Origin of the sequence: Prescottella defluvii, assembly GCF_000738775.1 — a bacterium.
Lineage (GTDB): Bacteria > Actinomycetota > Actinomycetes > Mycobacteriales > Mycobacteriaceae > Prescottella > Prescottella defluvii.
Genome location: NZ_JPOC01000016.1, coordinates 1 through 23,556 on the forward strand (window position 1 = coordinate 1; position 23,556 = coordinate 23,556).

22 protein-coding genes are annotated in these 23,556 nt (G+C 70.4%); 10 read left to right on the forward strand and 12 right to left on the reverse strand.

Annotated elements, in window-relative coordinates; genetic code table 11:
• Positions 1-117: 117 nt before the first annotated feature.
• Together IJ15_RS0105530 and IJ15_RS0105535 are read right to left on the reverse strand one after the other, a co-directional pair.
• Entirely contained in the window at positions 118-789 is a 672-nt protein-coding gene (locus tag IJ15_RS0105530; protein ID WP_031937345.1) for an SDR family NAD(P)-dependent oxidoreductase, read from the reverse strand.
• Positions 790-862: 73 nt separating this feature from the next.
• Complete coding sequence (locus IJ15_RS0105535) at positions 863-1,384, reverse strand: MarR family winged helix-turn-helix transcriptional regulator (protein ID WP_031937346.1); 522 nt, start codon at positions 1,382-1,384, stop codon at positions 863-865.
• Positions 1,385-1,587: 203 nt separating this feature from the next.
• Between IJ15_RS0105535 and IJ15_RS0105540 the strand changes: the two genes are divergently transcribed.
• On the forward strand, positions 1,588-2,256 hold the full coding sequence (locus tag IJ15_RS0105540) for a response regulator transcription factor (RefSeq protein WP_031937347.1): 669 nt from the start codon (positions 1,588-1,590) through the stop codon (positions 2,254-2,256).
• 68 nt (positions 2,257-2,324) lie between these two features.
• Here the strand turns inward: IJ15_RS0105540 and IJ15_RS0105545 are convergent, their stop codons facing one another.
• Positions 2,325-3,176 carry a DUF559 domain-containing protein gene (locus IJ15_RS0105545; RefSeq protein ID WP_031937348.1) on the reverse strand — a complete coding sequence of 284 codons (852 nt, stop codon included), beginning with the start codon at positions 3,174-3,176 and terminating at the stop codon, positions 2,325-2,327.
• Positions 3,177-3,433: 257 nt separating this feature from the next.
• On the opposite strand from IJ15_RS0105545, the gene IJ15_RS0105550 reads away from it, so the two are divergent.
• Both IJ15_RS0105550 and IJ15_RS0105555 read left to right on the forward strand, forming a co-directional pair.
• Entirely contained in the window at positions 3,434-4,189 is a 756-nt protein-coding gene (locus IJ15_RS0105550) for an ABC transporter ATP-binding protein (RefSeq protein ID WP_031937349.1), read from the forward strand.
• Between the two features lie 23 nt (positions 4,190-4,212).
• The gene (locus IJ15_RS0105555; protein WP_231569431.1) at positions 4,213-6,630 is read left to right on the forward strand and encodes an ABC transporter permease; all 2,418 of its coding nucleotides are present in this window, start codon (positions 4,213-4,215) and stop codon (positions 6,628-6,630) included.
• Between the two features lie 5 nt (positions 6,631-6,635).
• On the opposite strand, the gene IJ15_RS0105560 is transcribed toward IJ15_RS0105555, so the two are convergent.
• A complete protein-coding gene (locus IJ15_RS0105560) occupies positions 6,636-7,346 on the reverse strand; it encodes a TIGR03089 family protein (RefSeq protein WP_031937351.1) in 711 nt (236 codons plus the stop codon).
• A 40-nt stretch (positions 7,347-7,386) separates the two neighbouring features.
• Positions 7,387-8,877, reverse strand: a complete 1,491-nt coding sequence (locus IJ15_RS0105565; protein ID WP_031937352.1) for an LCP family protein — start codon at positions 8,875-8,877, stop codon at positions 7,387-7,389.
• 147 nt (positions 8,878-9,024) lie between these two features.
• Between IJ15_RS0105565 and rfbD the strand changes: the two genes are divergently transcribed.
• Genes rfbD through IJ15_RS0105585 form a run of 4 tightly spaced genes read left to right on the forward strand, consistent with a single transcriptional unit; the run spans position 9,025 to position 12,724 of the window.
• The gene (rfbD, locus tag IJ15_RS0105570) at positions 9,025-9,870 is read left to right on the forward strand and encodes a dTDP-4-dehydrorhamnose reductase (RefSeq protein ID WP_407984017.1); all 846 of its coding nucleotides are present in this window, start codon (positions 9,025-9,027) and stop codon (positions 9,868-9,870) included.
• Between the two features lie 34 nt (positions 9,871-9,904).
• On the forward strand, positions 9,905-10,822 hold the full coding sequence (locus IJ15_RS0105575) for a glycosyltransferase family 2 protein (protein ID WP_031937354.1): 918 nt from the start codon (positions 9,905-9,907) through the stop codon (positions 10,820-10,822).
• Positions 10,819-11,898, forward strand: a complete 1,080-nt coding sequence (gene manB / locus IJ15_RS0105580; protein WP_031937355.1) for a mannose-1-phosphate guanylyltransferase — start codon at positions 10,819-10,821, stop codon at positions 11,896-11,898. The genes IJ15_RS0105575 and manB overlap by 4 nt, the downstream gene beginning before the upstream one ends.
• Positions 11,899-11,947: 49 nt before the next feature.
• Positions 11,948-12,724, forward strand: a complete 777-nt coding sequence (locus IJ15_RS0105585) for an SGNH/GDSL hydrolase family protein (RefSeq protein ID WP_081880600.1) — start codon at positions 11,948-11,950, stop codon at positions 12,722-12,724.
• Between the two features lie 65 nt (positions 12,725-12,789).
• On the opposite strand, the gene IJ15_RS0105590 is transcribed toward IJ15_RS0105585, so the two are convergent.
• On the reverse strand, positions 12,790-14,073 hold the full coding sequence (locus IJ15_RS0105590) for an MFS transporter (protein ID WP_031937357.1): 1,284 nt from the start codon (positions 14,071-14,073) through the stop codon (positions 12,790-12,792).
• Positions 14,074-14,251: 178 nt separating this feature from the next.
• Here IJ15_RS0105590 and IJ15_RS0105595 point away from each other — a divergent pair, with 178 nt between their 5' ends.
• The 3 genes from IJ15_RS0105595 to IJ15_RS0105605 all read left to right on the forward strand — a co-directional run bounded on the left by IJ15_RS0105595 (position 14,252) and on the right by IJ15_RS0105605 (position 17,386).
• Positions 14,252-14,968, forward strand: a complete 717-nt coding sequence (locus IJ15_RS0105595; protein ID WP_031937358.1) for an IclR family transcriptional regulator — start codon at positions 14,252-14,254, stop codon at positions 14,966-14,968.
• Between the two features lie 115 nt (positions 14,969-15,083).
• A complete protein-coding gene (locus IJ15_RS0105600; protein ID WP_031937359.1) occupies positions 15,084-16,271 on the forward strand; it encodes a 4-hydroxybenzoate 3-monooxygenase in 1,188 nt (395 codons plus the stop codon).
• 197 nt (positions 16,272-16,468) lie between these two features.
• Positions 16,469-17,386 (forward strand): NAD-dependent epimerase/dehydratase family protein, encoded by a 918-nt coding sequence (locus IJ15_RS0105605; protein WP_031937360.1) that lies wholly within the window; start codon positions 16,469-16,471, stop codon positions 17,384-17,386.
• Between the two features lie 94 nt (positions 17,387-17,480).
• Here the strand turns inward: IJ15_RS0105605 and IJ15_RS0105610 are convergent, their stop codons facing one another.
• The 6 genes from IJ15_RS0105610 to pcaH are packed head-to-tail and all read right to left on the reverse strand — an operon-like array spanning position 17,481 to position 23,415.
• Positions 17,481-18,692 carry an acetyl-CoA C-acetyltransferase gene (locus tag IJ15_RS0105610; RefSeq protein ID WP_031937361.1) on the reverse strand — a complete coding sequence of 404 codons (1,212 nt, stop codon included), beginning with the start codon at positions 18,690-18,692 and terminating at the stop codon, positions 17,481-17,483.
• Complete coding sequence (locus IJ15_RS0105615; RefSeq protein ID WP_031937362.1) at positions 18,685-19,515, reverse strand: IclR family transcriptional regulator; 831 nt, start codon at positions 19,513-19,515, stop codon at positions 18,685-18,687. Before IJ15_RS0105615 ends, IJ15_RS0105610 begins: the two co-directional genes overlap by 8 nt.
• A gap of 2 nt (positions 19,516-19,517) precedes the next feature.
• Positions 19,518-20,705 carry a bifunctional 3-oxoadipate enol-lactonase/4-carboxymuconolactone decarboxylase PcaDC gene (pcaDC, locus tag IJ15_RS0105620; protein WP_031937363.1) on the reverse strand — a complete coding sequence of 396 codons (1,188 nt, stop codon included), beginning with the start codon at positions 20,703-20,705 and terminating at the stop codon, positions 19,518-19,520.
• Positions 20,702-22,042, reverse strand: coding sequence for a lyase family protein (locus IJ15_RS0105625; protein WP_031937364.1), 1,341 nt, complete (start codon positions 22,040-22,042; stop codon positions 20,702-20,704). The genes pcaDC and IJ15_RS0105625 overlap by 4 nt, the downstream gene beginning before the upstream one ends.
• Before the next feature lie 13 nt (positions 22,043-22,055).
• Entirely contained in the window at positions 22,056-22,700 is a 645-nt protein-coding gene (gene pcaG, locus IJ15_RS0105630) for a protocatechuate 3,4-dioxygenase subunit alpha (RefSeq protein ID WP_031937365.1), read from the reverse strand.
• Complete coding sequence (gene pcaH, locus IJ15_RS0105635) at positions 22,693-23,415, reverse strand: protocatechuate 3,4-dioxygenase subunit beta (protein ID WP_031937366.1); 723 nt, start codon at positions 23,413-23,415, stop codon at positions 22,693-22,695. Before pcaH ends, pcaG begins: the two co-directional genes overlap by 8 nt.
• Positions 23,416-23,556 lie beyond the last annotated feature (141 nt).

Consider the following 23,556-nt stretch of genomic DNA (forward strand, 5'->3'; position numbering starts at 1 on the left):
CAACCTGATGGCCAGGTACACCTAGGTGCAATGTCGGCGTCCCCAGTCGTGGGGTGGGCGGCCACCGTCCGGTGGTCGTGAGGCCGGTGGCCGCCCGGGGACGATGCGTTCGGGGGCTCAGGCGCCGACGACGTGCTCGGCTCGGGTCCGGTCGGTGTGCAGGTTCCAGTAGTCGAGGGCGATCTCGTCGGGCGCGCGGAACGGGACGCCTTCCGGGGCCTCGGCCTGAGTGCCGATCATGAGGTTGATGGCCACGTTGGCGACGTAGATGCCTTGTTCGGCAAGGGTGTTGTGGAGGTTGAGCGCCCAGTTGCGCTGTCCGGCCTGCGCGATGTTGGCGTCGGCCAGCATCGGGTAAGGATTGATCGCGCCGCCGCCCGTGGTGAACAGCAGGGTGCCGGACTTGGCCGCGAGCATCTCGGGCAGCACCGTCTGGACCGCGGCGACCGCACCGTAGAGCAGGGCGTCGATCTGCGGGCGCAGCCGGTCGAGCGTCACGTCCTCGGGTGAGGTCATGGTCAGGCCCGCGTGCGGGGAGAACTCCAGGACATCGATCCGCCCGAACCGTGCGATCGCGGCCTGAAGTGCGCCGGTGAGCTGGTCGGGGTCGGCGACGTCGGCGGGAAAGCCTTCTGCGGTGATGCCGGTCTCGGCGAGTTCGGTGACCAGGGCGTCGAGCTTGTCCTTGTTGCGGGAGATCAGGGCGACGTCGAAGCCGTGGCCGCCGAATACCTTGGCGATGGACAGGCCGAGCCCGGGGCCGGCCCCGACGATGGCGATGGTGGGCATGCGAAAACTCCTTGGGTCGATGCGATTGCGGCCGGTGGGCCGAGTGAAGGTGAGTGAGGCGTGTGCGCGGGGTTCAGTTGCGGCCGGGTGGCGGGGTGGTCTCGGGCCAGTCGGTGGGGCACGGCGAGTCGAGGGCGCCGAGGATGCGCTGGGAGGCGGCGCCGAGCTGGCGCTGCTGTGCCTTGGTCAGCGGGTCGAAGACCAGTTGTCGCACCGCGTCGAGATGGCTGGGCGCCGCGGCGGTGACCTTGTCCATGCCGTCGTCGGTGAGGGTGGCCAGGGTGGCGCGGCCGTCAGCGGGGTCGGGGTGACGGCGCACCCAGCCGCGTTTTTCGAGGCGGATGACCACATTCGACAGCCGGGACAGCGTGCTTCCCGCGTACTGGGCGAGCTCGCTCATCCGCAGGGTGCGTTCGGGTGCCATCGAGAGCGCCGACATCACCACGTACTCGAAGTGGGCGATGCCCGCGTCCCGCTGCATCCGAGCCTCCAGCGCAGCCGGCAGCTGCGTCAGTACGTAGGCGAAGGCGTTCCAGTGCTGCTGCTCGTCGGCGTCGAGCCACTGCGGTCCGGCTGATCCCTGCGCGTCTCCCATGCCGTTAATATACTCCAAGCATGGAGTGAATTACGGCTCGGATAACTCTTAGCTTGAAGTAAATGATCCCTACGATCGGTCCAACCTCGAAGTTCGGTGGTATCGGCAGGGGGCGACGAACGTCTTCCTGTGTGTCGTCGCAGGCGTGCTCGCGGGGCAGCTGCCGCTCCTGACTCATGGATGGAACACCTAGGCTGGACCGCATGATCCGCGTGGCCCTCGTCGACGACCAACAGCTCGTTCGGGCTGGTTTCCGAATGGTGATCGATTCGCAGCCGGACCTGAGTGTGGTCCTCGAGGCGTCCGACGGTGCGCGTGGTGTCGACGAGTTGTCGCGTACCCCCGCCGACGTCGTGCTGATGGACGTGCAGATGCCGGTGATGGACGGCATCGAGGCGACCCGCCGGCTCACCGCCCTCGACGATTCGCCGAAGGTGGTGGTGCTCACCACGTTCGAGAACGACGAGTACGTGATGTCCGCGATCAGTGCCGGCGCGAGCGGCTTCCTGCTCAAGGACGTGCCGCCCGAGGAGCTGCTCGACGCGATCCGTACCGTGCACCGCGGCGACGCCGTCATCGAGGCCCGCTCCACCCGCAAGCTGCTGCAGCACGTCGGTCCGATGCTGGGCAGTTCGGTGCGCCCGTCGCTGCCGGACGACCTGACGCCCCGCGAGGTCGAGGTGCTCGAGGCGATGGCGCGGGGACTGTCGAACTCGGAGATCGCCGAGGAATTCGTTGTCTCCGAGGCGACCGTGAAAACCCATGTGGGACGGGTGCTCTCGAAGACCGGTTCGCGGGACCGGGTGCAGGCGGTGCTGTACGCGTTCCAGGTCGGCCTGGTGCGGCCGCAGGATCTGCTCGGCTCCGACTGAGTCGGCGTCAGCGCCCACTTTCGTCGGCTGCGAGCGGATTCCCGCGCGCTGGGCTGAGGAATGGGCGATCAGGCCGATCCGCGACGGGAGTGCCGGCGACGTCGTACGACCGCGGCGATGTCCGCTGCCACCGAATCCGGATCGGCGAGCGCGTCGTACGCGGCGTACCGCAACACCATCCAGCCGTGCTGTACCAGCCAGTTCTGGCGGCGACGGTCGCTGCGGAACACCTCCGGTGCACTGTGGAATTCCCGGCCGTCCACTTCGACGACGACCTTGGCCACCCGGTCGACGAAGTCGCAGATGTACGGCCCGACGGGTTCGTTCGCCGCCAGGACACACCGCCGCCGGTTCAGGGCTCGTGCAAGCAGTCGCTCCGGTTCCGACGCCGACCGCACGGCCGCAGTCCGAAGTTGCCGGCGAGATCCGACGTTGCCCCAGCGGCCGGGGTCGGTGTCGAGCAACTCCCGCAACTGCTGACGGTCGACGCCTCGGGTGAGTTGCTCGTCGACGAGACGTTCGAACTCCTCCGACGGCATCACGGACCCACAGTCGACCAGGGCCCGAGTGGCCGACACCGTCGGCAGCGACCAGGACTCGGCGATGTCGCCGGCGTCGAGGGCGCGGCGATGCAGGACGAGCCACTTCGGTGTGCGGGCGCGGATCCGGGGCGGCACCGTGGCCTCGATGACGACCGGTTCGTCGATCCAGCCGTGCAGCCACGCCGCCGTCCGGTGGCTCAGGACGGCGGTCGGCTGCCAGCGGGTCACGGCGAGGCAGCGCATCAGTGGCGTCGGCTCGCGCAGTGCGTAGGTGCGGGGGAGCAGTCGGTGGTAGCGCCCGCTCCGGCACCGGCTGCCGATGGTGCTGCGCGGTACGCCGGCCGCGATCAACTCGTCGTAGGTTCGGATGTCGGACATGGGACCAGAATCGGGGAGCGCTGTCCGAGTCCTTCGTCGGCGGCCTGGGGTTTCGATCCGCCTGTGGACAACGCGGGTGCTGTGGACAGTGGGCCTCGGCGCCCATTCCCGGCGCCGGCAGGCCGATACCCGCGTCGGGGACCCGGGAGTGGGCGCTGAGGCTGATACGGCGTCCTACCCCGGGATGACGCGGTCGGCGGAGAGATCGCCCCGCGCTCCGATGTGGAAGCCCCCTGACCAGCCATAACGTCGTCGGTATGAGAACTGATGATCAGAAGGTGCGGGCGCGGGGCCTGACCAAGACGTACGGCGCCGGTGAGACCGCGGTGCACGCGCTGCGTGGTGTGGACGTGGACTTCGAGGCCGGGGCATTCACCGCGATCATGGGGCCGTCGGGCTCGGGCAAGTCGACGCTGATGCACTGCCTCGCCGGACTCGACACCGCGACGTCGGGCACCGTGACGATCGGCGGCACCGAGATCACCGCGCTGGGTGACAGGGCCCTGACCGAACTGCGACGCGAGCGGATCGGTTTCGTGTTCCAGGCCTTCAACCTGCTGCCGGTGCTGTCGGCGGAGGAGAACATGCTGCTGCCGATGCGGCTGGCGGGCCGGGTGCCCGCTCCGGACTGGCGGGACGAGGTGGTGCGGCGGCTCGGGCTGTCGGACCGGCTCGGGCATCGCCCGCACGAGTTGTCGGGGGGCCAGCAGCAGCGCGTCGCCGTCGCGCGGGCGTTGCTGTCGCAGCCGGACGTCGTCTTCGCGGACGAGCCCACCGGCAACCTGGACTCGCGGACCGGCGCCGAGGTGCTGGACCTGCTGCGGTCGAGTGTCCGCGAGACGGGGCAGACGGTGGTGATGGTGACCCACGACCCGGTGGCCGCGTCGTACGCCGACCGCGTCGTGCTGATCGCCGACGGCGGGATCGCCGGCGAGATCGACCGTCCCACCACCGATTCGGTGATCGAGACGATGCGTCTCCTCGGTGCCGACGACCTGAGCCGGGCGCACTGATGCGGGGGCTGGCGTGGGCGCAGATGCGTGCGCACGCGGGACGCTACGTCGCGTCGGTGCTCGCGGTCGTGATCGCCGTCGCGTTCATCGTGGCGACCTTGACGCTGAACTCGACCCTGAAGGCCGGCGTGACGGATTCGCTTGCCGGACAGTACGCGACGACGGACGTCGTGGTCACCGGCAGCGACGACGTGGCGGCGATCCGGGCGGTGCCGGGTGTCCACGCGGTCACCGAGGACGTCTCGGCGAGCGTCAAGGTGCACCGCGGCGGGGAGGGCTCGTCGTTCGGTTCGGCGCAGTCGGTGTCGGACGATCCGGGACTGCGCTGGCAGACCCTGTCCGACGGGCGATTCCCTGATGCGCCGGGTGAGGTCGCGGTCTCTGCGAGTGCGAACGCGCCGATCGGGTCCGAACTGACGGTCACGACGCTGAGCTCCGATGCGCCGGTCAGCGAGACCGCGACGGTGGTGGGTCTGGTGGATCTGTCCGGCACGGCGCAGGACATGAACGGCACCACGGTGTTCGCGACGGCCGGGCAGCTCGACGCCTGGACGTCGGGCCACGGGAGCCGTGAGATCCGCATCGCGGGTGACGGCGTGATGTCGCAGCAGCAACTCGCGGACCGGGTGCGGGCCGCGCTGCCGACGGATGCGACGGTCGACACCGGTGCCCGGCAGGCGGAGCTGGCGTCGCAGCAGTTCCTCGGCGATTCCGACCTGCTCGCGAGTGTCCTGCTCGCGTTCGGTGCCATCGCCGTGGTGGTCGCGGCGCTCGTGATCGCGAACACCTTCGCGGTGCTGCTGGCCGCGCGGACGCAGGAGTTGGCGCTGTTGCGGTGCGTCGGCGCGACGTCGGCGCAGGTGCGTCGCAGTGTGCGGGTCGAGGCGGCCGGTGTCGGTGTGGTCGCGTCGGCGCTCGGTGTGGCGGCGGGTGTCGGGGCGGCGTGGCTGGTGGCCCGGATCGCGGCCGCGGCCGATGTCCCGATCCCGTTGCGCGGGTTGACCGTGACGCCGGTGACGGTGGTCGCGGGACTGGTGGTGGGCGTCGTGATGACCCTCGCGGCGGCGTCGGCGCCCAGCCGTGCCGCGACCCGGGTGTCGCCGCTGGCGGCGCTGCAGCCGCTCGAATCGGCGCCCGAACCCGTCGCGGTGTCGCGGGCGCGTCGCGTCCTCGGGACGCTCGCGCTGCTCGCGGGTGGCGGCATCCTCGCGGTGGGCGCCGGCACCGGCCAGGTGCTGATCGCGTGTGTCGGTGGCCTGCTGACGTTCGTGGCGATCGTGTTGCTGAGCCAGCGGATCGTCCCCGCCGTGATCTCCCGGGTCGGGGCGCTGCTGGGCCGGTTCGGTGGTCCGGTGGGGCTGCTCGCCGCCGGCAATGCCGGCCGCAACCCGCGGCGGACGGCGGCGACCGCGACGGCCCTGCTGATCGGGGTCACGCTCACCAGCACGCTCGTCGTGGGCATCGCGGTGACGAAGGCCAGTGCGCCGGGCGCGGTGGACGACCAGTTCCCGGTGGATGTGAGCATCGGTGCGAGCGGCGGAACCGGGCTGCCGGCTGATCTGGCCGAGCGCGTCCGGGGTCTCGACGGGGTGGACGCGGTGGCGCCGTTGGCCGCCGCCGATGTGACCCTGCCCGACGGCCGGCGGCTACCGGTCTTCGGTGTGGACGTCGCGTCGGTCCGCGCGACCCTGCGCACCGACATCGATCTGCCCGGTCCGCACCAGTTGCTGCTCTCGCCGGACGACCGGCGCAACCTGGGACTCGAGATCGGGGACACGGCCGCTCTCGCGGGTAATGCCGGACGGAGCGAGGTCACGGTCGGTGGGTCGGCGGAGCAGCCGGCGATGATCGACGCCCGCCTGCTCGCGGCGCTGTCGTCGCAGGTGAGCACCGATCAGATGTGGATCCGGCTCGCCGATGGACTGAGCGACGACGAACGGCGCGCGGTGCAGGACGAGGTCACCGCGCTCGCCGCCGACCTGGCCGCGGGCAGCGAGGTCGGCGGATCGCTGGTGATGCGGGCGACCCTCGACAGCGTCCTCGACACGCTGCTGCTGATCGTCGCGGGGCTGCTGTCGGTGGCCGTGGTGATCGCCCTGATCGGCGTCGGCAACACGATGGCTCTGTCGGTGCTCGAACGGCGCCGCGAGTCGGGTCTGTTGCGGGCGGTGGGGCTCACCCGCTCGGGGCTGCGGTCGATGCTGCTGTGGGAGGCGGTGCTGATCGCCGGGGTGGCGTCGGCGCTCGGTGTGGCCCTGGGGCTGGCGTTCGGCGTCAGCGGATCGGCGTCGGTGTTCGGGTTCGGGAACCTCGAACTCGGCACCCTGCCGTGGCCGATGCTCGCGTCGATCGTGCTGGGCGGGGGAGCGGCCGGAGTGCTCGCCGCGATCCTCCCGGCCAGGCGGGCGGCCCGCACCGCGCCGGTGGCCGCGCTGGCGTGAGCCGGCTAACGCCCGAGCTGGACGGTGACCTTCTCGGCACCGGCGCGGCGTTCGACCGCGGCGGTGTCCGGGTTGGCCACCTGCACCAGGGACGCCCCGACGGCGAGGACCGCGACCAGGCCGGCGATCAGCTCGTCGGGCGATGCCCAGGTGCGGGTGGAGAGCACGCGGTCGGCGCCGGTGATCCCGTCGGCGGCGGCCGCGGCGCGGGCGGCGGCGAGGACGTCGTCGACGCCGCGGCCGTCCAGCGCCGCGTCTGCGGTGCCTCCGGGGCGGAACTGGTCACCGTGCACCCGCACGGCCGTCGCGTAGTCGGTGACGCCGACCGGCAGGTCGGGGACGGGGCGGCCGAACGCGTCCAGCGAGAGCACCGCCACCTCGGGCGCGTCGGCGACGTCGTCGAGACGGTCGGCGGTGACGAGGGCGGCGTCCGCGTCGGGATCGGCGTCGAGCGTCACCTCGAGGCCGGCCCACCACGCGCCGAGCAGGACCGCGGCGGTCTGCCAGTGCGCCGGCAGCAGCACCGACACCCGCGCACCGGGCGCCAGGGCGAACTCGTCGCACAGGAAGTTGGCGGTCTTGGCCGCCCAGTTGGCGAGGGTGATGGCGGACAGTTCCACCCGCTCACCGGTGGCGTCGTCGTAGTACGTGATCCGCGGGCCGGCCGGGTCGGCGGCCAGGATCGGGTCGAGCAGCGCGGTGGTCAGGTTGGGCACGGTGTTCCGATCTGTACTCAGGTGAAGCGGTGGCGACCACTCAATTTACGCAGTGGGGACCCTTTTTGCCCGCGTCGATCGCGGGGCCGGGTTCGACGGGGGTGGGCGAGGTGCCGGCACTCGCGACGCCCGATGTCCCCGATCCGGACGCCGACGACGTCCCGGAGGGGCCCTTGTAGTCGCCGGCCAGCACGACCCGGACGGTGTCCGACGACAGCGACTTGTCGACCTCGACGGGCAGTCCGCCGAGGGTGACCGACACAGCCTGCGCGCCCTTGCTGTCCGACTTGTTCGCGAACACGGTCGACCGGGTCACGGACTTGCCGGTGTTGTTGCCGACGTCGCCGAGGCCGAAGCCCTTGCCGTCGAGGGTCGTTCCGACGCTCGAGGCGAGACCGCTGATGCTGCTGTCGTTGGCGACGTCGACGGTGACGGTGGACGGGTCGATGTCGGGCATCTCGGTCGGGGTGGTGGTCGTGTCGGACTCGTCCTCGGCGGGTTCCTCACCGACCAGCCCGGCGACGTACTTGCGGACGGCCTTGGGGTCGACCTGCACGATCGACTCGCCGTAGTCGGTCATCGCGTTGATGTCGACGACGGGGATCGTCTCGAACTTGACCTCACCGCCCGCGAGGTCCTTGAGCTGGGTGGCGAATTCGATGATGTCCCAGTCGGCGTCGAGCACCACCGACCGCTGCACGGCGGAGCTGAGCTGGTTCAGTTTGCCGGGGTTGGTGAGGGTCTGCGCGCTGAGCACCTCCCGCACCAGCGAGGCCATGAACACCTGCTGGCGAACGATCCGGTCGAGGTCGCCGCGGGGCAGGTTGTGCCGCTGGCGGACGAAGCTGAGGGCGTCGGCGCCGTCGAGTGTCTGGTCGCCGGCGGGGAACTTCGCGCCCGAGAGCGGTTCGTCGACAGGCGCGTTGAGGCACACGTCGACGCCGCCGACCGCGTCGGTGAGCAGGACGAAGCCGAGCAACCCGATCTCCGCGTAGTGGTCGACGGTGATGCCGGTCAGCTTCGCGACGGACTTGATGAGCGCTTCGCGTCCGGCCTTCGTCGACTGCTTGTCCGCGTCGGCGTCGGATTCGCCGTCCTCGACCAGCGTCTGCCGCTCGGCTTCCTTGGTTGCGCCGTACGCGGCGTTGATCTTCGACTTCCCGATTCCCGGCACGTCCACGTACGCGTCGCGGGGAATCGAGATGGCGGTCGCCGAACTGCCGTCGTTGGGGACCCGGACGAGGATGATGGTGTCGGTGTTGGACGCGACCTCCTCGCCCGCCCGCAGCGAGTCGAGTTCCTTCTGGCTGAGGGGATTGCCGTGCGCGTCGGTGCGGCTGTCGGTGCCGACGATCAGGATGTCGACGGCGCCGTCCTTGGTGCCGCCCAGGCCGAGATCGCCGATCGTCGACAGGCTCGACCGCAGCGAGTCGACACTGCGCCAAGCGAATCCGGTGACCACGAGCACCAGCACCGCGGCAACCGCGATGGCGATCTGGATGCGCGAGACCGGGGCTGGCGGTCGCGGCATTCCCGACGCGGTGGGCTCCTGTGGCACCTGTGGCCCCTCCTCGGACGATCTCGATTGCTTCCGCAGTCAAGGCTACTGGTGTTCTGCGCGCGGAAAGCGATACAACTGTCCGGCGTGCCAGACTCGGCAGTCGTGAAGAGGATTCTGGTGACCGGTGCACGCGGGCAGTTGGGTGGTCGCCTGCTGGCGTTGCAGGACGCTGCCGACGTGCCGATCGTCGGTGTGGGCTCGGACGAACTCGACATCACCGACGGCGCCGCCGTGGACGCCTGGGTGGAGCCCGGTTCGGTGGTGGTGAACTGTGCGGCCTACACCGCGGTGGACGCCGCCGAGTCGGACGAGGAGGCCGCTGCCGCGGTCAACGCGGTCGGCCCGCGGAATCTGGCGTCGGCGTGTGCCCGCGTCGGGGCTCGGTTGATCCACATGTCCACCGACTACGTCTTCGCCGGGGACCGTGCGGGGGCGGGCGCCGTGCCCTACGAGATCGACGACGCCACCGATCCGCGGACCGTGTACGGCCGGACCAAGCTCGCCGGTGAGCGGGCGGTCCGTGAGGTGCTGCCCGGTGCGCAGATCGTCCGGACGGCCTGGGTGTACACGGGGGTGGGGACCGATTTCGTCGCGACCATGCTGCGACTCGAGCGTGAGCGCGACACGATCCAGGTCGTCACGGATCAGACGGGTTCGCCCACGTACTCCGCGGATCTGGCTGCCGGGCTGCTCGAACTGGCCCGTACCGGTGGCGGCGGCGCGACCACACTGCACGCGACCAACTCGGGTACCGCGACCTGGTTCGACCTCGCCCGCGCGGTGTTCGCCGAGGTGGGCGCCGACCCCGCCCGGGTACGGCCGTGCAGCAGTGCCGAGTTCGTGCGTCCGGCGCCCCGGCCGGCCTACTCGGTGCTGTCGCCGGAGTCCTGGACGGCGGCCGGTCTGACGCCGCTGCGGCCGTGGCGGGACGCGCTCGGCGACGCGCTGGCCCGGCTCGAGTGAGGACGATGCGGGCATTCGGGCTACGCTTGCCCGCGTGAGTTCGAAGCTGGCCGTGGTGACGGTGACCTACTCGCCCGGCGAGCATCTGGAGCATTTCCTCAGGACGCTGGCCGATGCGACGGTCGAAAACCCGCAGGTCATCCTGGCCGACAACGGGTCTACCGACGGGGCGCCCGAGGCGGCTGCCGCGGCGCACGACCACGTCCGACTGCTGCGCACGGGCGGCAACATCGGGTACGGCGGTGCGATCAATCGCGCGGTCGCCGAGATCGACCCCGACATCGAGTTCGTCGTCGTCGTCAATCCGGATGTGCGCTGGTCGCCCGGTTCGATCGACCAGTTGCTCGCCGCGGCGGAGCGATGGCCGCGTGCCGGTGCCCTCGGGCCGATGGTCCGCGAACCCGACGGCAGCGTCTACCCGTCGGCCCGCCGGGTGCCCGACCTGGTCTCCGGCGCCGGGCATGCCGTTCTCGGCTCCGTGTGGCCGTCCAACCCGTGGAGCCAGCGGTACCTCCAGGAGAACGAGACGATCACCGAGCGTCCCGCGGGATGGCTGTCCGGGTCGTGCCTGCTGCTGCGCCGGGTCGCGTTCGACTCGATCGACGGGTTCGACTCCCGCTACTTCATGTACATGGAGGACGTCGACCTCGGTGACCGGCTCGGCAAGGCGGGCTGGCTCAACGTCTTCGTGCCGTCGGCCGAGGTGACCCATGCGAAGGGGCATGCCGCGGGCCGGCATCCCGAACTGATGTTGCCTGCCCACCACCGGAGCGCGTACCGCTTCCAGGCCGACCGGCACCCCGCGTGGTGGCAGGCGCCGGTGCGGTGGGCGCTGCGGGGTGGACTCGCCCTGCGTTCGAGGCTCGCGGTCGCAGCAGCGGTCCGTGAGCGCCGGGACGACGAGCGCGGGCAGAACGAGCGTCGAGAGATCGAGATTGAGGGGAAAGCATGACAACTGCTTCGGCAACCGATGCCGTCATTCTGGTCGGAGGTCAGGGCACCCGGCTGCGTCCGCTGACGCTGTCCGCCCCCAAGCCCATGCTCCCCACCGCCGGGGTGCCGTTCCTGACGCACCTGTTAGCCCGGATCAAGCAGGCGGGCATCACGCATGTCGTGCTGGGCACGTCCTTCAAGGCGGAGGTGTTCGAGGATCACTTCGGCGACGGCAGCGATCTGGGGCTCGAGATCGAGTACGTGACCGAGGTCGAGCCGATGGGCACCGGTGGCGGCATCCGCAACGTGCTGCCCAGCCTGCGCGCGGACAACATCATGGTCTTCAACGGTGACGTCCTGGGCGGCACCGACCTCGGGGCGGTGCTCGACACCCATCACAACACCAACGCCGATGTGACGCTGCACCTCGTGCGGGTCGGCGATCCGCGTGCGTTCGGTTGTGTGCCCACCGACGAGGACGGCCGGGTCAAGGCGTTCCTGGAGAAGACGCAGGATCCGCCGACCGACCAGATCAACGCCGGTTGCTACGTCTTCCGCCGCGAGATCATCGAGAAGATCCCGTCGGATCGTCCGGTGTCCGTCGAGCGTGAGGTGTTCCCGGCGCTGCTGGCCGACGGTGCCCGCGTGTTCGGTCACGTCGACACGTCGTACTGGCGTGACATGGGCACCCCCGACGACTTCGTCCGCGGCTCCGCGGACCTGGTGCGCGGCATTGCGCCGTCGCCGGCCCTCGACGGCCCGCGCGGCGAGTCGCTGGTCCATCCCGGCGCGGGTGTCGCGCCCGGTGCACTGCTGATCGGTGGCACCGTCGTCGGTCGCGGCGCCGAGGTCGGCGCCGGTGCCCGACTCGACGGCGCGGTGCTGTTCGACGGGGCACACGTGGAGGCCGGTGCGGTGGTCGAGCGGTCGATCATCGGTTTCGGTGCCCGCATCGGTCCGCGCGCGCTGATCCGCGACGCCGTGATCGGCGACGGCGCCGATGTCGGTGCCCGCTGCGAGCTGATCGGTGGGGCGCGGGTGTGGCCCGGCGTCCAGCTGCCCGACGGCGGAGTGCGGTTCAGCACCGACGTGTGATTCGGCACGCGACCGGGTTCCTTAGCGTTCCTACTGAAATACTGGGGACATGATGTCGCAGGAACCCGTCTTCCACAGGTACGTCGCCCTCGGTGACTCGTTCACCGAGGGCGTCGGCGACCCGGACGCCACCCGACCGAACGGCCTGCGCGGCTGGGCGGACCGGGTGGCCGAGGAACTCGCCACCCGCAGTGCCGATTTCGGCTACGCCAATCTCGCGATTCGCGGCCGGCTGCTCGGCCCGATCGTCGACGAGCAACTCGACACCGCGATCGCGCTCGAGCCCGATCTGGTGACCATCTATGCGGGCGGCAACGACCTTATGCGCCCCCGGATCGACCTCGACGCCCTCGTCGCTCGCTACGACGAGGCCGTCGGCAAGCTGACCGCGACCGGCGCGACCGTGCTGATGTGGACCGCGTTCGACGCGAGCTTCTCCGCGGTGTTCTCGAAGATCCGCGGGCGTTCGGCCATCTACAACGAGCTGGTCCGTGAGGTCGCGGACCGGCACGGGGCGCACCTCGTCGACTTCTGGCGCTTCGACGAGTACCAGGATCTGCGGATGTGGGACTGGGATCGGCTGCACATGTCCACGCCGGGACACCAGAACATGGCGATCCGGGTGCTCGACACGCTCGGCGTCGCGCACCACATCGTGATGGATCCGCTGGGACCCGAGCTGCCCACCGACCGGGCCGCGCAGCGCCGGGCCGACCTCGAATGGACCCGGGGATTCCTGCTCCCGTGGATCGGACGGCGGGTCCGCGGCACGTCGTCGGGCGACGGCGTCAGTGCCAAACGGCCCACGCTCGCACCCATTCGCTAGCGGAGACGGATATACGACGAAGGCCGACCGGGAGTCCCGGTCGGCCTTCGTCGTAGAGGGGTACGTCAGTCGGTACCGAGGTTGCGGGTCGTGGAGATCGCGACCAGGCCGACCAGGCCGACCAGCGCGAAGGCGTAGAAGCCCCACGGCACCGCGTAACCGGCGCCGAGCAGTGCGCCGCCGAGGATCGGGCCGCAGATGGCGCCGACGCGTCCGATGCCTGCCGACCAGCCCAGGGCGGTCGCGCGGATGGCCGCGGGATGGTTCGCGCTGGTGAAGGCGTACACCAGCACCTGGGCGCTGAACACGAAGCAGCCGGCGAGGAAGACCATCACGTAGATGCCGCCCGCGACGTCGATGCTGAGCGCCGCGAGGAAGATGGCCGCACCGGTGAACCACCCGATGGCCGCCGTGCGGGGGCCGATCTTGTCGGCGACCCGGCCCGCGATGAGCAGGCCGACGACGGCGCCGGCGTTGAGGATCAGCAGGAACGTCAGGGCCGCGCCCAGTTCGTAGCCGGCCTCACGCATGATCGTCGGCAGCCACGTGTTGAGGCCGTAGACCAGCAGCAGGCCCATGAACGAGGTGACCCAGATGGCGATGCTGTTGCGCAGGAACTTCGGCGAGAACAGCGCCTTGACCGGGTTGGCGGCCGGCGCGGCGGAGGCGCCGTCGGCCGGTGCGGCCTCGAGGGTCAGTCCGTACTGTGCGGCGATGTGCTCGGCCTCGTCACGACGGCCCTTGGAGAGCAGGTACGACGGCGATTCCGGCAGGTACTTGATCATCAGCGGGACCAGCACGATCGCCGGTGCGGCGCCGACGATGAACATCGAGTGCCAGCCGAAGGGGTCGATGAGGACGATGGCCAGTGCCGCGGTCGCGACGGCGCCGACGTGGTAGCCGGTCATCAGCATCGTGGAGGCGGATCCGCCGCCCTGCTTCTTGGAGAACTCGTTGACCAGTGCCAGCGCGGTGGGCAGCGCGCCACCCAGGCCGATGCCGGCGAGGAAGCGGAGCAGGCCGAAGATGAACGGATTCGGGGCGACCGCGCACAGCAGGGTGAGGAGGGAGAACGCCGCGACGGCGTAGATCAGCGCCCGGCGCCGTCCGAGGACGTCGGTGAGGGTGCCGATGACGAGCGCGCCGATCGTCATGCCGACGAGTCCGGCCGTCGAGATGGTCGTGATCGCGCCCGTGCTCAGGTTCCAGTCGCCGTACTCGCGCAGCGAGGGGATGACTGCACCCAGGACGACGAGATCGAATCCGTCGAGTAGGACGGCGATCCAACACAGTGGGGCGACCCACATCGCGGCGCGACCGCGTGTCGCGGGTCGTTCGATGGTGCTCATTCGATCTCCAGAAGCCAAGGCGTTCGCAATACGAACCACCGTTCAATTTAAGAACTCGGCCATTGTTTGGTGGGTCACACGCGAATGTCAAGCTACGTACCCGGGGGTTGGTGCCCCGGTGGGGCTGTGGTCCGGCCACACTGGACGGGTGATCGACGAACGCGGAATCGACCGCAGCATGCTCGGTCGGGCGTTCCTGGTGTTGAACTCCTTCACCGTCGAGCGTCCGCGCCTGACGCAGTCCGAACTGAGCCGCCGCACCGGACTGCCGCTGCCGACCGTGCACCGGCTGTGCATCCAATTGGCGGACAACGGCGCACTCGAACGTGCCACCGACGGGAGCTACGAGATCGGCGTCCGATTGTGGGAGATCGGCGCGCTCGCACCCGGTGCGCACGGGCTCCGGCAGGTGGCGATGCCGTATCTCGAGGACCTCTACGAAGCGACGCGCGAGAACGTCCAGCTGATCGTCCGCGAGGGCCTCGAAGCCCTCTACATCGAGCGGCTTTCCGCACGTGGGGCCGTCCCCGTCGTCGGGCGAGCGGGTGGCCGACTGCCGCTGCACGCGTCCAGTGGCGGGCTGGTCCTGCTGGCGCACGGCGGGACGGACCTCCTCGGTGAGGTACTCACCGCCGGGCTCGAACGATTCACGCCGAACACCATCACGACCGAGCACCGGCTGCGGTCCACCCTCGATCAGATCCGGCGCAAGGGTTTCATCGTGTGTCGCGAGCACCTCAACATCGGGACGCTCGCCGTCGCGGCGCCGGTATTCCGGGCCGGCGGGGAGGTGGTCGCGTCGATCTCCGTCGTGGTGTCCGCGGCGGCCGATCCGGCCCCGCTGATCCCCGCGTTGCGGGCTGCGGCGAGGGGTGTCTCGCGCGGTCTGGCGTGACGTAGATCTCACCGGCGGTCCGAATCTCGTCTTTCACTGAGTGAAAGCCCGGGTGTCGGATCCGGGTTGCCGCGGGAACAGTGGTGGCGATCACGACTTACCGAGGAGTAACCGTATGACCCACTCGAGCACTCAGGTCGGCATCGTCGGCGCCGGCCCGGCCGGACTGATGCTGTCCCACCTCCTGCACCTGCGCGGCATCGAATCCGTCGTTCTCGAGGCCCGCACCCGCGAGGAAGTGGAGGGCACCATCCGTGCCGGTGTGCTCGAGCAGAACACCGTCGACCTGATGGTCGAGACGGGCCTCGGTGACCGGTTGAAGGCCGAGGGGCTCGAGCACCACGGCATCGAGCTGCGTTTCGGCGGTCGCGGCCACCGGATCGCGTTCGACGAACTCACCGACGGCCGCGCCGTCACGGTCTACCCGCAGCACGAGGTCCTCAAGGACCTCATCGCCAAGCGCCTCGCGGACGGCGGCGACATCCGGTTCGGCGTCTCCGGCGTCGAGGTGCACGACCACACCACCGACAAGCCGTACATCACGTTCACCGATGCGGACGGCAGCGAGCAGACCCTCGCGTGTGCGCTGGTCGGTGGCTGCGACGGCTCGCGGACCAAGACCCGCAAGCTGATTCCGGAGCCGTCGATCCGTCAGGATCACTTCCGGCAGTACCCGTTCGCGTGGTTCGGCATCCTCGCCGAGGCGCCGCCGTCGTCCGAGGAGCTGATCTACGCCAACCACCCGCGTGGCTTCGCGCTCATCAGCACCCGTACCCCGGAGGTGCAGCGCCACTACCTCCAGGTCGATCCGGACGACTCGGTGGACAACTGGTCCGACGACCGGATCTGGTCCGAGCTGCACGCCCGCGTCGATGGCGAGGGCGCGGAGATCAAGGACGGCAAGATCTTCGAGAAGTCGATCCTGCAGTTCCGCAGCTTCGTGTGCGAGCCGATGCAGCACGGCAACCTGTTCCTCGCGGGCGACGCCGCCCACACCGTGCCGCCGACCGGCGCCAAGGGCCTCAACCTCGCCGTCGCGGACGTCTACGAGCTGTCGAAGGGCATGGCGGAGTTCTTCGAGACCGGCAACCGTGGCCGCCTTGAGGGGTACACCGAGACGGTCATGCCACGCATCTGGCGCACGCAGCACTTCTCGTGGTGGATGTCGTCGATGCTGCACCGCCTGCCCGACGCGTCCGGCTTCGACCACAAGCGTCAGGTCGCCGAGCTCGACATGGTGACCCGCTCGGTCGCCGGTCGCACGCTGATCGCCGAGAACTACGTGGGCACCCCGCTGGGCTAACCCTCGCCGTACGTGATCGGCCGACCTCGGATCGGGGTCGGCCGATTCGGCATGTCCGGAGTACACCCTGGTTTCGTCGTGTGACGAAAGTTCGACGGGGTCGGTTTCTCGGTCGGTGAGAAGCAGTGATGCGGATGGGCGCGGCGTCCGTAGGTTCAGGAGGCGTAGCACCGCACCACCTACAGAAGAGGCTTTCCATGAAGATCCTGATCGTCGGTGGCACCGGCATGATCGGCGCCCACACGGCACTTCACCTGCGCGAACAGGGCAACGACGTCACGGTCGCCGCCCGCAATCCGCTGGCCGACGACTCACCGGTGCACGACTTCCCGGTGCTGCTGGGCGACTACACCGAGCAGACCTTCACCGCGGCGCAGCTGGCACCGTTCGAAGCCATCGTGTTCGCGGCGGGCCAGGACATCCGGCACATGGGTCGCGGTGTCGACGAAGCCGAGTTCTGGGAGAAGACGCAGTCCGGGGGCGTGCCGCGGTTCGCCGCGCTGGCTAAGGAGGCCGGTGTCGCCCGCTTCGTCCAGGTCGGCAGCTACTACCACCACCTGCGCCCCGAGTACGCGGAGACCATGCCGTACGTCGCGGCCCGGAAGGCGGCCGACGAGGGGGCCCGCGCGCTGGCCGACGAGAACTTCAACGTCTCGACCCTGAATCCGCCGTCGATCCTCGGCGCGATCAGCGGGGTGTCCGCCAAGCGGTACCGCAAGCTGTTCTCGTGGGCGGCCGGCAACGAGCCGACGATCCCCGACTTCGCGCCCGCGGGCGGTACCAACTACCTGTCGGCGCAGTCGCTCGCCGAGGCGATCTGGGGTGCGCTGCAGCGCGCCGAGTCGGGCAAGGCGTACCTGATCGGTGACCAGAACCTCACCTTCGCCGAGTACTTCCAGCTGCTCGTCGACGCCGCCGGCGGCAACCGCGTCATCGAGGAGCGCGACGAGGAGCACCCGCTGCTGCCCGACAGCTTCATCGTGCAGGGTCGCGGCAACGTCATCGCGTACGAGCCGGCCGCCGCCGACGTCGAACTGCTGGCCTACACGCGGAACGACTGCGCCCGCGCGATCGCCGAGATGTACGACATCGTGAAGGCCGCCACGGCGGGCTGACGACAGCGAAAGGGCCGGTTCCGCTGGATGATTCGGGTCATCCAGCGGAACCGGCCCTTCGTCGTACCGGGGTCGTACCGGGGTCGGGCTCGGGTCAGCTGATGCGCTCGAACACCGCGGCCAGGCCCTGACCGCCGCCGATGCACATGGTCTCGAGGCCGTAGCGGGCCTCGCGCCGGTCCATCTCGCGCAGCAGCGTCGCGAGGATGCGGGCGCCGGTCGCGCCGACGGGATGGCCCAGCGAGATGCCGGAGCCGTTGGGATTGAGGCGCGGGTCGTCGGGCTCGAGACCCCACGTGCGGGTCACGGCGAGCGCCTGCGCCGCGAACGCTTCGTTGAGTTCGATGACGCCCATGTCGGCCAGCGACAGGCCGAGACGGCTCAGTGCCTTCTCGGTCGAGGGGACCGGGCCGATGCCCATCGTGCGGGGCGGGACGCCGGCGACGGCCCAACTCGCGAGCCGGGCCAGCGGACGCAGACCGAGGGCCTTCGCCTTCTCCGGGGTGGTGACGATCGCGATCGCGGCGCCGTCGTTCTGGCCGCTGGCGTTGCCCGCGGTGACGGTCGACTCGGGGTCGACCTTGCCGCGGATGGGGCGCAGCTTCGCGAGCGACTCGACGCTGGTGTCGGCGCGGGGGTGTTCGTCGGTGTCGACCACCAGCGGATCACCCTTGCGCTGCGGCACCGACACGGGGACGATCTCCTGCGCGAAGATGCCACCGTGCTGCGCGGCGACGGCACGCTGGTGCGACTGTACGGCGAGCGCGTCCTGGTCCTGGCGGCTGATGGAGAACTCGGCGCGCAGGTTCTCGGCGGTCTCGATCATGCCGCCGGGCACCGGGTAGTTGCGGCCACCGGCGGTGACGCGGGCGCGGGCCAGACGGTCGTTGAGGGCCAGGGATTCGCCGCGCACGCCGTACCGCATTCCGGTGGCGTAGAACTCGGCCTGGCTCATCGACTCGACGCCGCCGGCGAGGACGAGGTCGCTGCCCCCGGACTGCACCTGCATCACGGCCTGGATGATCGCCTGCAGACCGGAGCCGCAGCGGCGGTCCACCTGCAGACCCGGGACGTCCACGCCCAGTCCGGCATTGAGCGCCGCGATGCGGCCGATGGCCGGGGCCTCACCGCCGGGGGAGGCCTGGCCGAGGATCACGTCGTCGATGTCGGCTCCGGAAATGCCGGTGCGCGTGACCAGTTCGGTGATGACGGTGGCCGCGAGATCCTCGGGGGCGACGTCGCGGAAGACCCCGCCGAAACGGCCGACGGGGGTGCGGAGCGGTTCGCAGATGACTGCGTCAGACATGTCGTTTTCCTTGGTGCGGTGATGATTGAGTCTGGGTGCGGGCGAGGTCGGCCGAGATGTCGTCCGCGGCCGCGACGGCGGCCGGAACGAGCGTGTCGTACACCGCCTCGGTGGAGTAGCGCGCGGCCTGGGTCGAGATGTTCACCGCGGCGACCACGGCGCCCGAATGGTCGCGGATCGGCGCGGCGAGGGAGCGCAGGCCCTCCTCGAGTTCCTGGTCGACGACGCAGTAGCCGTCGGCCCGGATCTTGTCGAGTTCGGCGCGCAACGCGTCGGGAGTCGCGATGGTGCGACCGGTGAGCGGGGTCAGGTCGACCCGCCCGAGGTAGGCGTCGAGGTCGGCGGGGCTGAGCCCGGCGAGCAGGACCCGGCCCATCGACGTCGCGAACGCGGGGAACCGGGTCCCGATCGTGATGGACACCGTCATGATGCGCCTCACCGGCCGGCGTGCGACGTAGACGACGTCGTCGTCGTCGAGGATCGACACCGACGTCGACTCGTGGACGCGATCGGACAGTGCCTCGAGATGCGGTCGGGCGATGTCGGGCAGCGACAGACTCGACAGGTAGCTGTAGCCGAGTTCGAGCACGCGCGGGGTCAGCCAGAACACGGAACCGTCGGTGCGGACGTACCCGAGTTCGACCAGGGTGAGCAGGAACCGGCGGGCCGTTGCCCGGGTGAGGTCGGTGGCCCGGGCAACGTCGCTGAGCGTGCGCTGCGGATTCTCGGTGTCGAACGCCCGGATGACGGACAGTCCTCGTGCGAGGGACTGCACGTAATCGGTCGAGGCCCCGGTCGGCTCGGTCCCGCTCGAAGTCGTCACTGTCAGGTACTCCCCTCGGTGGCACCCGCCAGGTCGGCGAGCGCCTGCTTGCCGAGCGCGAAGGCCCGGTTGCTGTTCGGCACACCCGCGTACACCGCGGTATGGAGGAATACTTCCACGAGCAGATCCGGGTCCATGCCCGCCCGCAGCGCGGCCCGGATGTGCATGTCGAGTTCGTGCTCGTTGCCGACCGCGGTGAGGATCGCCATCGTCAGCAGACGGCGGGTGGGGTGGTCGATGCCGTCGCGGGCCCAGATGTCGCCCCACGCGGTGCGGGTGATGAAGTCCTGGAACGGCTCGGTGAACGCGGTGCTGCCCGCGACTGCCCGATCGACGTGCGCGTCGCCGAGGACGGAGCGGCGCACCGTCATACCGGCGTCGTGCACGGCGCGGCGGGACACACCCACCGGAGTGACCGAGGCGATGTGGCGTTCGATCAGCCGGGTGACCGCCCCGGCCTGCTCGACGTTGGCCAGGTGCGCGCCGGGGGACAGCACGTGCAGTTCGGCGCCGGCGATGCCGTCGGCGATCGCCTGCAGCGCCGACGGCGGGGTAGGACCGTCCTGCTCGGCGGCGATCACCAGCGTGGGGGCGGCGATGCGGGCGAGGTCGGCGCGGCCGTCCCACTGCGACAGGGCCTCGCAGCACGCGGCGTAGCCCTCGTCGGAAGTGCCGGACACCATCTCGACGTGGCGGGCCACGAGTTCCGGATCCCGCTGCGCCAGTTCGGGAGTGAACCAGCGTCCGACGACGGACTCCGCGATGGCGGTGACGCCGTCGGCGCGGACGGCGGCCGCACGGTCGAGCCACGGCCCCGCCGGGGCGAACTGTGCCGCCGTGCACATCACGGTGAGCGTCTGCACCCGCTGAGGGTGGTGCGCCGCCAGCCACTGCCCGACGGCCCCGCCGAGGGACAGACCCACGAAGTGCACCGCGTCCAGGCCGAGCGTGTCGAGCAGCGCGATCACGTCGCCGCCGAGGTCGGCGATCGTGTACGGGCCCGTGGGAGCGGGGGAGCCGCCGTGGCCGCGGTGGTCGACAGCGATGACGTGGGCGCGGGCCGACAGCGCCCGGATCTGCGGATCCCACATGTGCAGGTCCGAGCCCAGCGAACCGAGCAGCAGGACCGGCGGGGCGGCGGGATCACCGTGGAGTTCGTGGTGCAGGGCGCAGGGCCCGTCCTGGGTCATGGGTGTCCTCCGATGGTTCGGGCGGCGAGCGCGCGGTCGACGATGTCGCCGGCGTGGCCGAGGTAGTGCGACGGATCCAGCAGATCGCGCAGTTCGTCGGCGGACAGGTGGTCCGTGATGTCGGGTGCGCGGTCGAGTGGGATACCGGAAGCGGCTGCGGCGGTGACGATGTCGCGCGCGGCATCGGTGTGTGCGGAGAGCGCTCCGGTGACCCGTTCGGCGAGGATGAGCCCGCCGGTGATGTCGAGGTTGCGGGTCATCGCGTCGCGGTGGACGCGGAGTCCGCCGAGGCTCGACGCCAGGCGGTGTGCGGCGCCGCCGGTGAGCCGCAGCAGGTCGGTGACCGTCTCCCACTCCGCGTGCCACGCTCCGGCGGCCCGCGCGAACTCGTGGTCCATCGACGACAGCGCGGTCGCGACCAGTCCCGGCACCCGCCGCGCGGCAGCGCGAGCGGTGATGGCCGCGACCGGGTTCTGCTTGTGCGGCATGGCCGACGAGCCGCCGGGCGCGTCCTCGGCGACCTCGCCGAACTCGGTCGACGCCATCGCCGTGATGTCGGTGGCCGGCTTGGAGATCGCGCCCGCCGCGACGCCGAGCGAGGACGCGAGGGCGGCGATCGGGGTGCGGGTGGTGTGCCACGGCACGACCTGCCGGGCCAGCCCCAGTTCGTCGGCGAGGGCATCGGCCATCGCAGGTCCGTGCGGGTGAACGGCCGCGAGAGTGCCTGCCGCACCGCCGAACTGGACGGGCAGTGCGGACACGGCGTGATCGAGCCGAGCGGTCGCGTCGTCGAGTCCGGTGAACCAGGACACCGCGAGCGCCCCGAACGTGGTCGGGAGGGCCTGCTGCCCGAGGGTGCGCGCCACCATCGGGGTGTCGCGGTGCACGCGGGCGAGTTCGGCACCGGCATTCGCTGCCGTCCGCAGATCCGCGAGCACCAGCCGTCCGGCCCTGCGCGACAACAGCATCAGCGCCGAATCCATGACGTCCTGACTGGTGGCGCCGACGTGGACGGCCGACGCCGGGACCCCGGCCTCGGCACATGCCGCCCGCAGGATCTTCACCAGCGGGATCACCGGGTTACCGCCGGCGGCGGACCTGCGGCCCAGGTCCGCGATGTCGAGTGCGCCGGGGGCACCGAGCGCCGCGGCGACGGAGGTGACCGCCGCCGCGTGCTCGGCCGACACCCGTCCGACGGCCGCGGCCGCCCGGGTCAGGGCGGCCTCGACCTGGAGTAGCGCCACAACCCAGGCGTGGTCCGAGACCTCTGCTGCGACGGCGGTGTCGCCGCCGGCGCCGAGGAGGGGATCGAACAGGTCACCGCGGGTGTGTGTCACGAAAGGCTCCTGATCACAACTCGAAGAACGGCGTCTCGACGCCGTCGGGATCGCTGTCCTGAACATAGACCGTGAGGCTGTAGCCGTCCTCGGTCTTGCGCGCGATCAGCTTCGGCCGCTGCGACTCGGGCAGCGACATCAGGACCGGGTCGGCGGCGTGCGCGTCGGTGTCCTCCGGGAAGTACAGGCGGGTGTACAGGCGCTCGAGCATGCCGCGGGCGAAGATCCCGAGGTTCACGTGCGGGGCCTCGACGGTGTCGTTCTCGGCCGGCAACGCGCCCGGCTTGACGGTGTGGATCGCCGCGGTGCCCGACTCGTCGGCGCCGGCCCGCCCGAAGGCCCGGAAGCCCGTGGGGACGGGTTCCGCGGCGCCGCGCGGATCGTCGGCGTGCGCGAACCGTCCGGCCGCGTCGGCCTGCCAGGTCTCCACCATCGCGTCGGCGATCGGCGTCCGATCACCGTCGATCACGGTGACGCGCAGCGTGATCCGGCCCTCGGTGCCGACGGGTGCGGCGTCCGGTCCGTCCGCCCAGGGCAGTCCGATGTGCCAGTAGGGGCCCACCGTCTGCGACGGGGTGACACCGAACTCTGCGGTGGTGAAGTCGCCCGGGGTGACGTCGTAGATCGGTGCGGTGTTCTTGGGGGCTGTGTCAGTCATCGTGATCCTCGTCGTCCTCGAACGGGGTGGCGTCGCGTCCGCGCAGGACGATGTCGAAACGGAAGCCCAGGGCCCAGTCGGCCACGGTGGCGTCGTAGTCGAAGACGCTGACCATCCGGTGCCGGGCGGCGGCGGGGACGGCGTTGTAGATGGGGTCCTGGAAGAACAGCGGATCGTCCGGGAAGTACATCTGCGTCACCAGGCGCTGCGTGAACGCGGTGCCGAACAGCGAGAAGTGGATGTGCGACGGCCGCCACGCGTTGTCGTGGTTGCGCCACGGGTACGCACCCGGCTTGATCGTGGTGAACGTGTAGTGGCCGTCGGCGTCGGTGACGCACCGGCCGACGCCGTCGAAGTGCGGGTCCAGCGGCGCGGGCCAGTTGTCGCCGATGTGGCGGTAGCGGCCGCCGGCGTTGGCCTGCCACACCTCGAGCAGGGTGTTCGGGATGGGCTTGCCGTTGCTGTCGAGGACGCGGCCGTGGACCACGATCCGCTGTCCCTGGGCCTCGCCGCCGTTCGCGATCGTCAGGTCGGCGTCGCCGGGCTGTACGCGGTCCTCGCCGAACACCGGTCCGGTGACCTCGCCCAGGCGCTGCGGCAGCAGCTTGAGCTGCTGGCGGGGGCTGCGGAGCCCGGTGGTCTTGTAGTCCGCGAAGTCCGGCGGCGCATTCACGTCGGCGCCGATCGGCCGATATTGCGGGGGCAGATGAAGCATGTGACGACCTCGTAGTAGGGGCGATGGGTGAGGGGGAATCGAGCCTTGTTCGCCAAGTGGACAATGGGACGCTATGCGAACACGTTAGTGGCTTTCGGTGGCGCAATCAACGATCCGCCACCGTTGTGTTCGTTATGCGGA

Excerpts from the sequence above, each read along its gene's own strand:
- IJ15_RS0105530 (WP_031937345.1), bottom strand. The coding sequence starts at position 789 with ATGCCCACCATCGCCATCGTCGGGGCCGGCCCCGGGCTCGGCCTGTCC.
- IJ15_RS0105535 (WP_031937346.1), bottom strand. The coding sequence starts at position 1,384 with ATGGGAGACGCGCAGGGATCAGCCGGACCGCAGTGGCTCGACGCCGAC.
- IJ15_RS0105540 (WP_031937347.1), top strand. The coding sequence starts at position 1,588 with ATGATCCGCGTGGCCCTCGTCGACGACCAACAGCTCGTTCGGGCTGGT.
- IJ15_RS0105545 (WP_031937348.1), bottom strand. The coding sequence starts at position 3,176 with ATGTCCGACATCCGAACCTACGACGAGTTGATCGCGGCCGGCGTACCG.
- IJ15_RS0105550 (WP_031937349.1), top strand. The coding sequence starts at position 3,434 with ATGAGAACTGATGATCAGAAGGTGCGGGCGCGGGGCCTGACCAAGACG.
- IJ15_RS0105555 (WP_231569431.1), top strand. The coding sequence starts at position 4,213 with ATGCGTGCGCACGCGGGACGCTACGTCGCGTCGGTGCTCGCGGTCGTG.
- IJ15_RS0105565 (WP_031937352.1), bottom strand. The coding sequence starts at position 8,877 with ATGCCGCGACCGCCAGCCCCGGTCTCGCGCATCCAGATCGCCATCGCG.
- manB (WP_031937355.1), top strand. The coding sequence starts at position 10,819 with ATGACAACTGCTTCGGCAACCGATGCCGTCATTCTGGTCGGAGGTCAG.
- IJ15_RS0105585 (WP_081880600.1), top strand. The coding sequence starts at position 11,948 with ATGATGTCGCAGGAACCCGTCTTCCACAGGTACGTCGCCCTCGGTGAC.
- IJ15_RS0105590 (WP_031937357.1), bottom strand. The coding sequence starts at position 14,073 with ATGAGCACCATCGAACGACCCGCGACACGCGGTCGCGCCGCGATGTGG.
- IJ15_RS0105595 (WP_031937358.1), top strand. The coding sequence starts at position 14,252 with ATGCTCGGTCGGGCGTTCCTGGTGTTGAACTCCTTCACCGTCGAGCGT.
- IJ15_RS0105600 (WP_031937359.1), top strand. The coding sequence starts at position 15,084 with ATGACCCACTCGAGCACTCAGGTCGGCATCGTCGGCGCCGGCCCGGCC.
- IJ15_RS0105605 (WP_031937360.1), top strand. The coding sequence starts at position 16,469 with ATGAAGATCCTGATCGTCGGTGGCACCGGCATGATCGGCGCCCACACG.
- IJ15_RS0105610 (WP_031937361.1), bottom strand. The coding sequence starts at position 18,692 with ATGTCTGACGCAGTCATCTGCGAACCGCTCCGCACCCCCGTCGGCCGT.
- pcaDC (WP_031937363.1), bottom strand. The coding sequence starts at position 20,705 with ATGACCCAGGACGGGCCCTGCGCCCTGCACCACGAACTCCACGGTGAT.
- pcaG (WP_031937365.1), bottom strand. The coding sequence starts at position 22,700 with ATGACTGACACAGCCCCCAAGAACACCGCACCGATCTACGACGTCACC.
- pcaH (WP_031937366.1), bottom strand. The coding sequence starts at position 23,415 with ATGCTTCATCTGCCCCCGCAATATCGGCCGATCGGCGCCGACGTGAAT.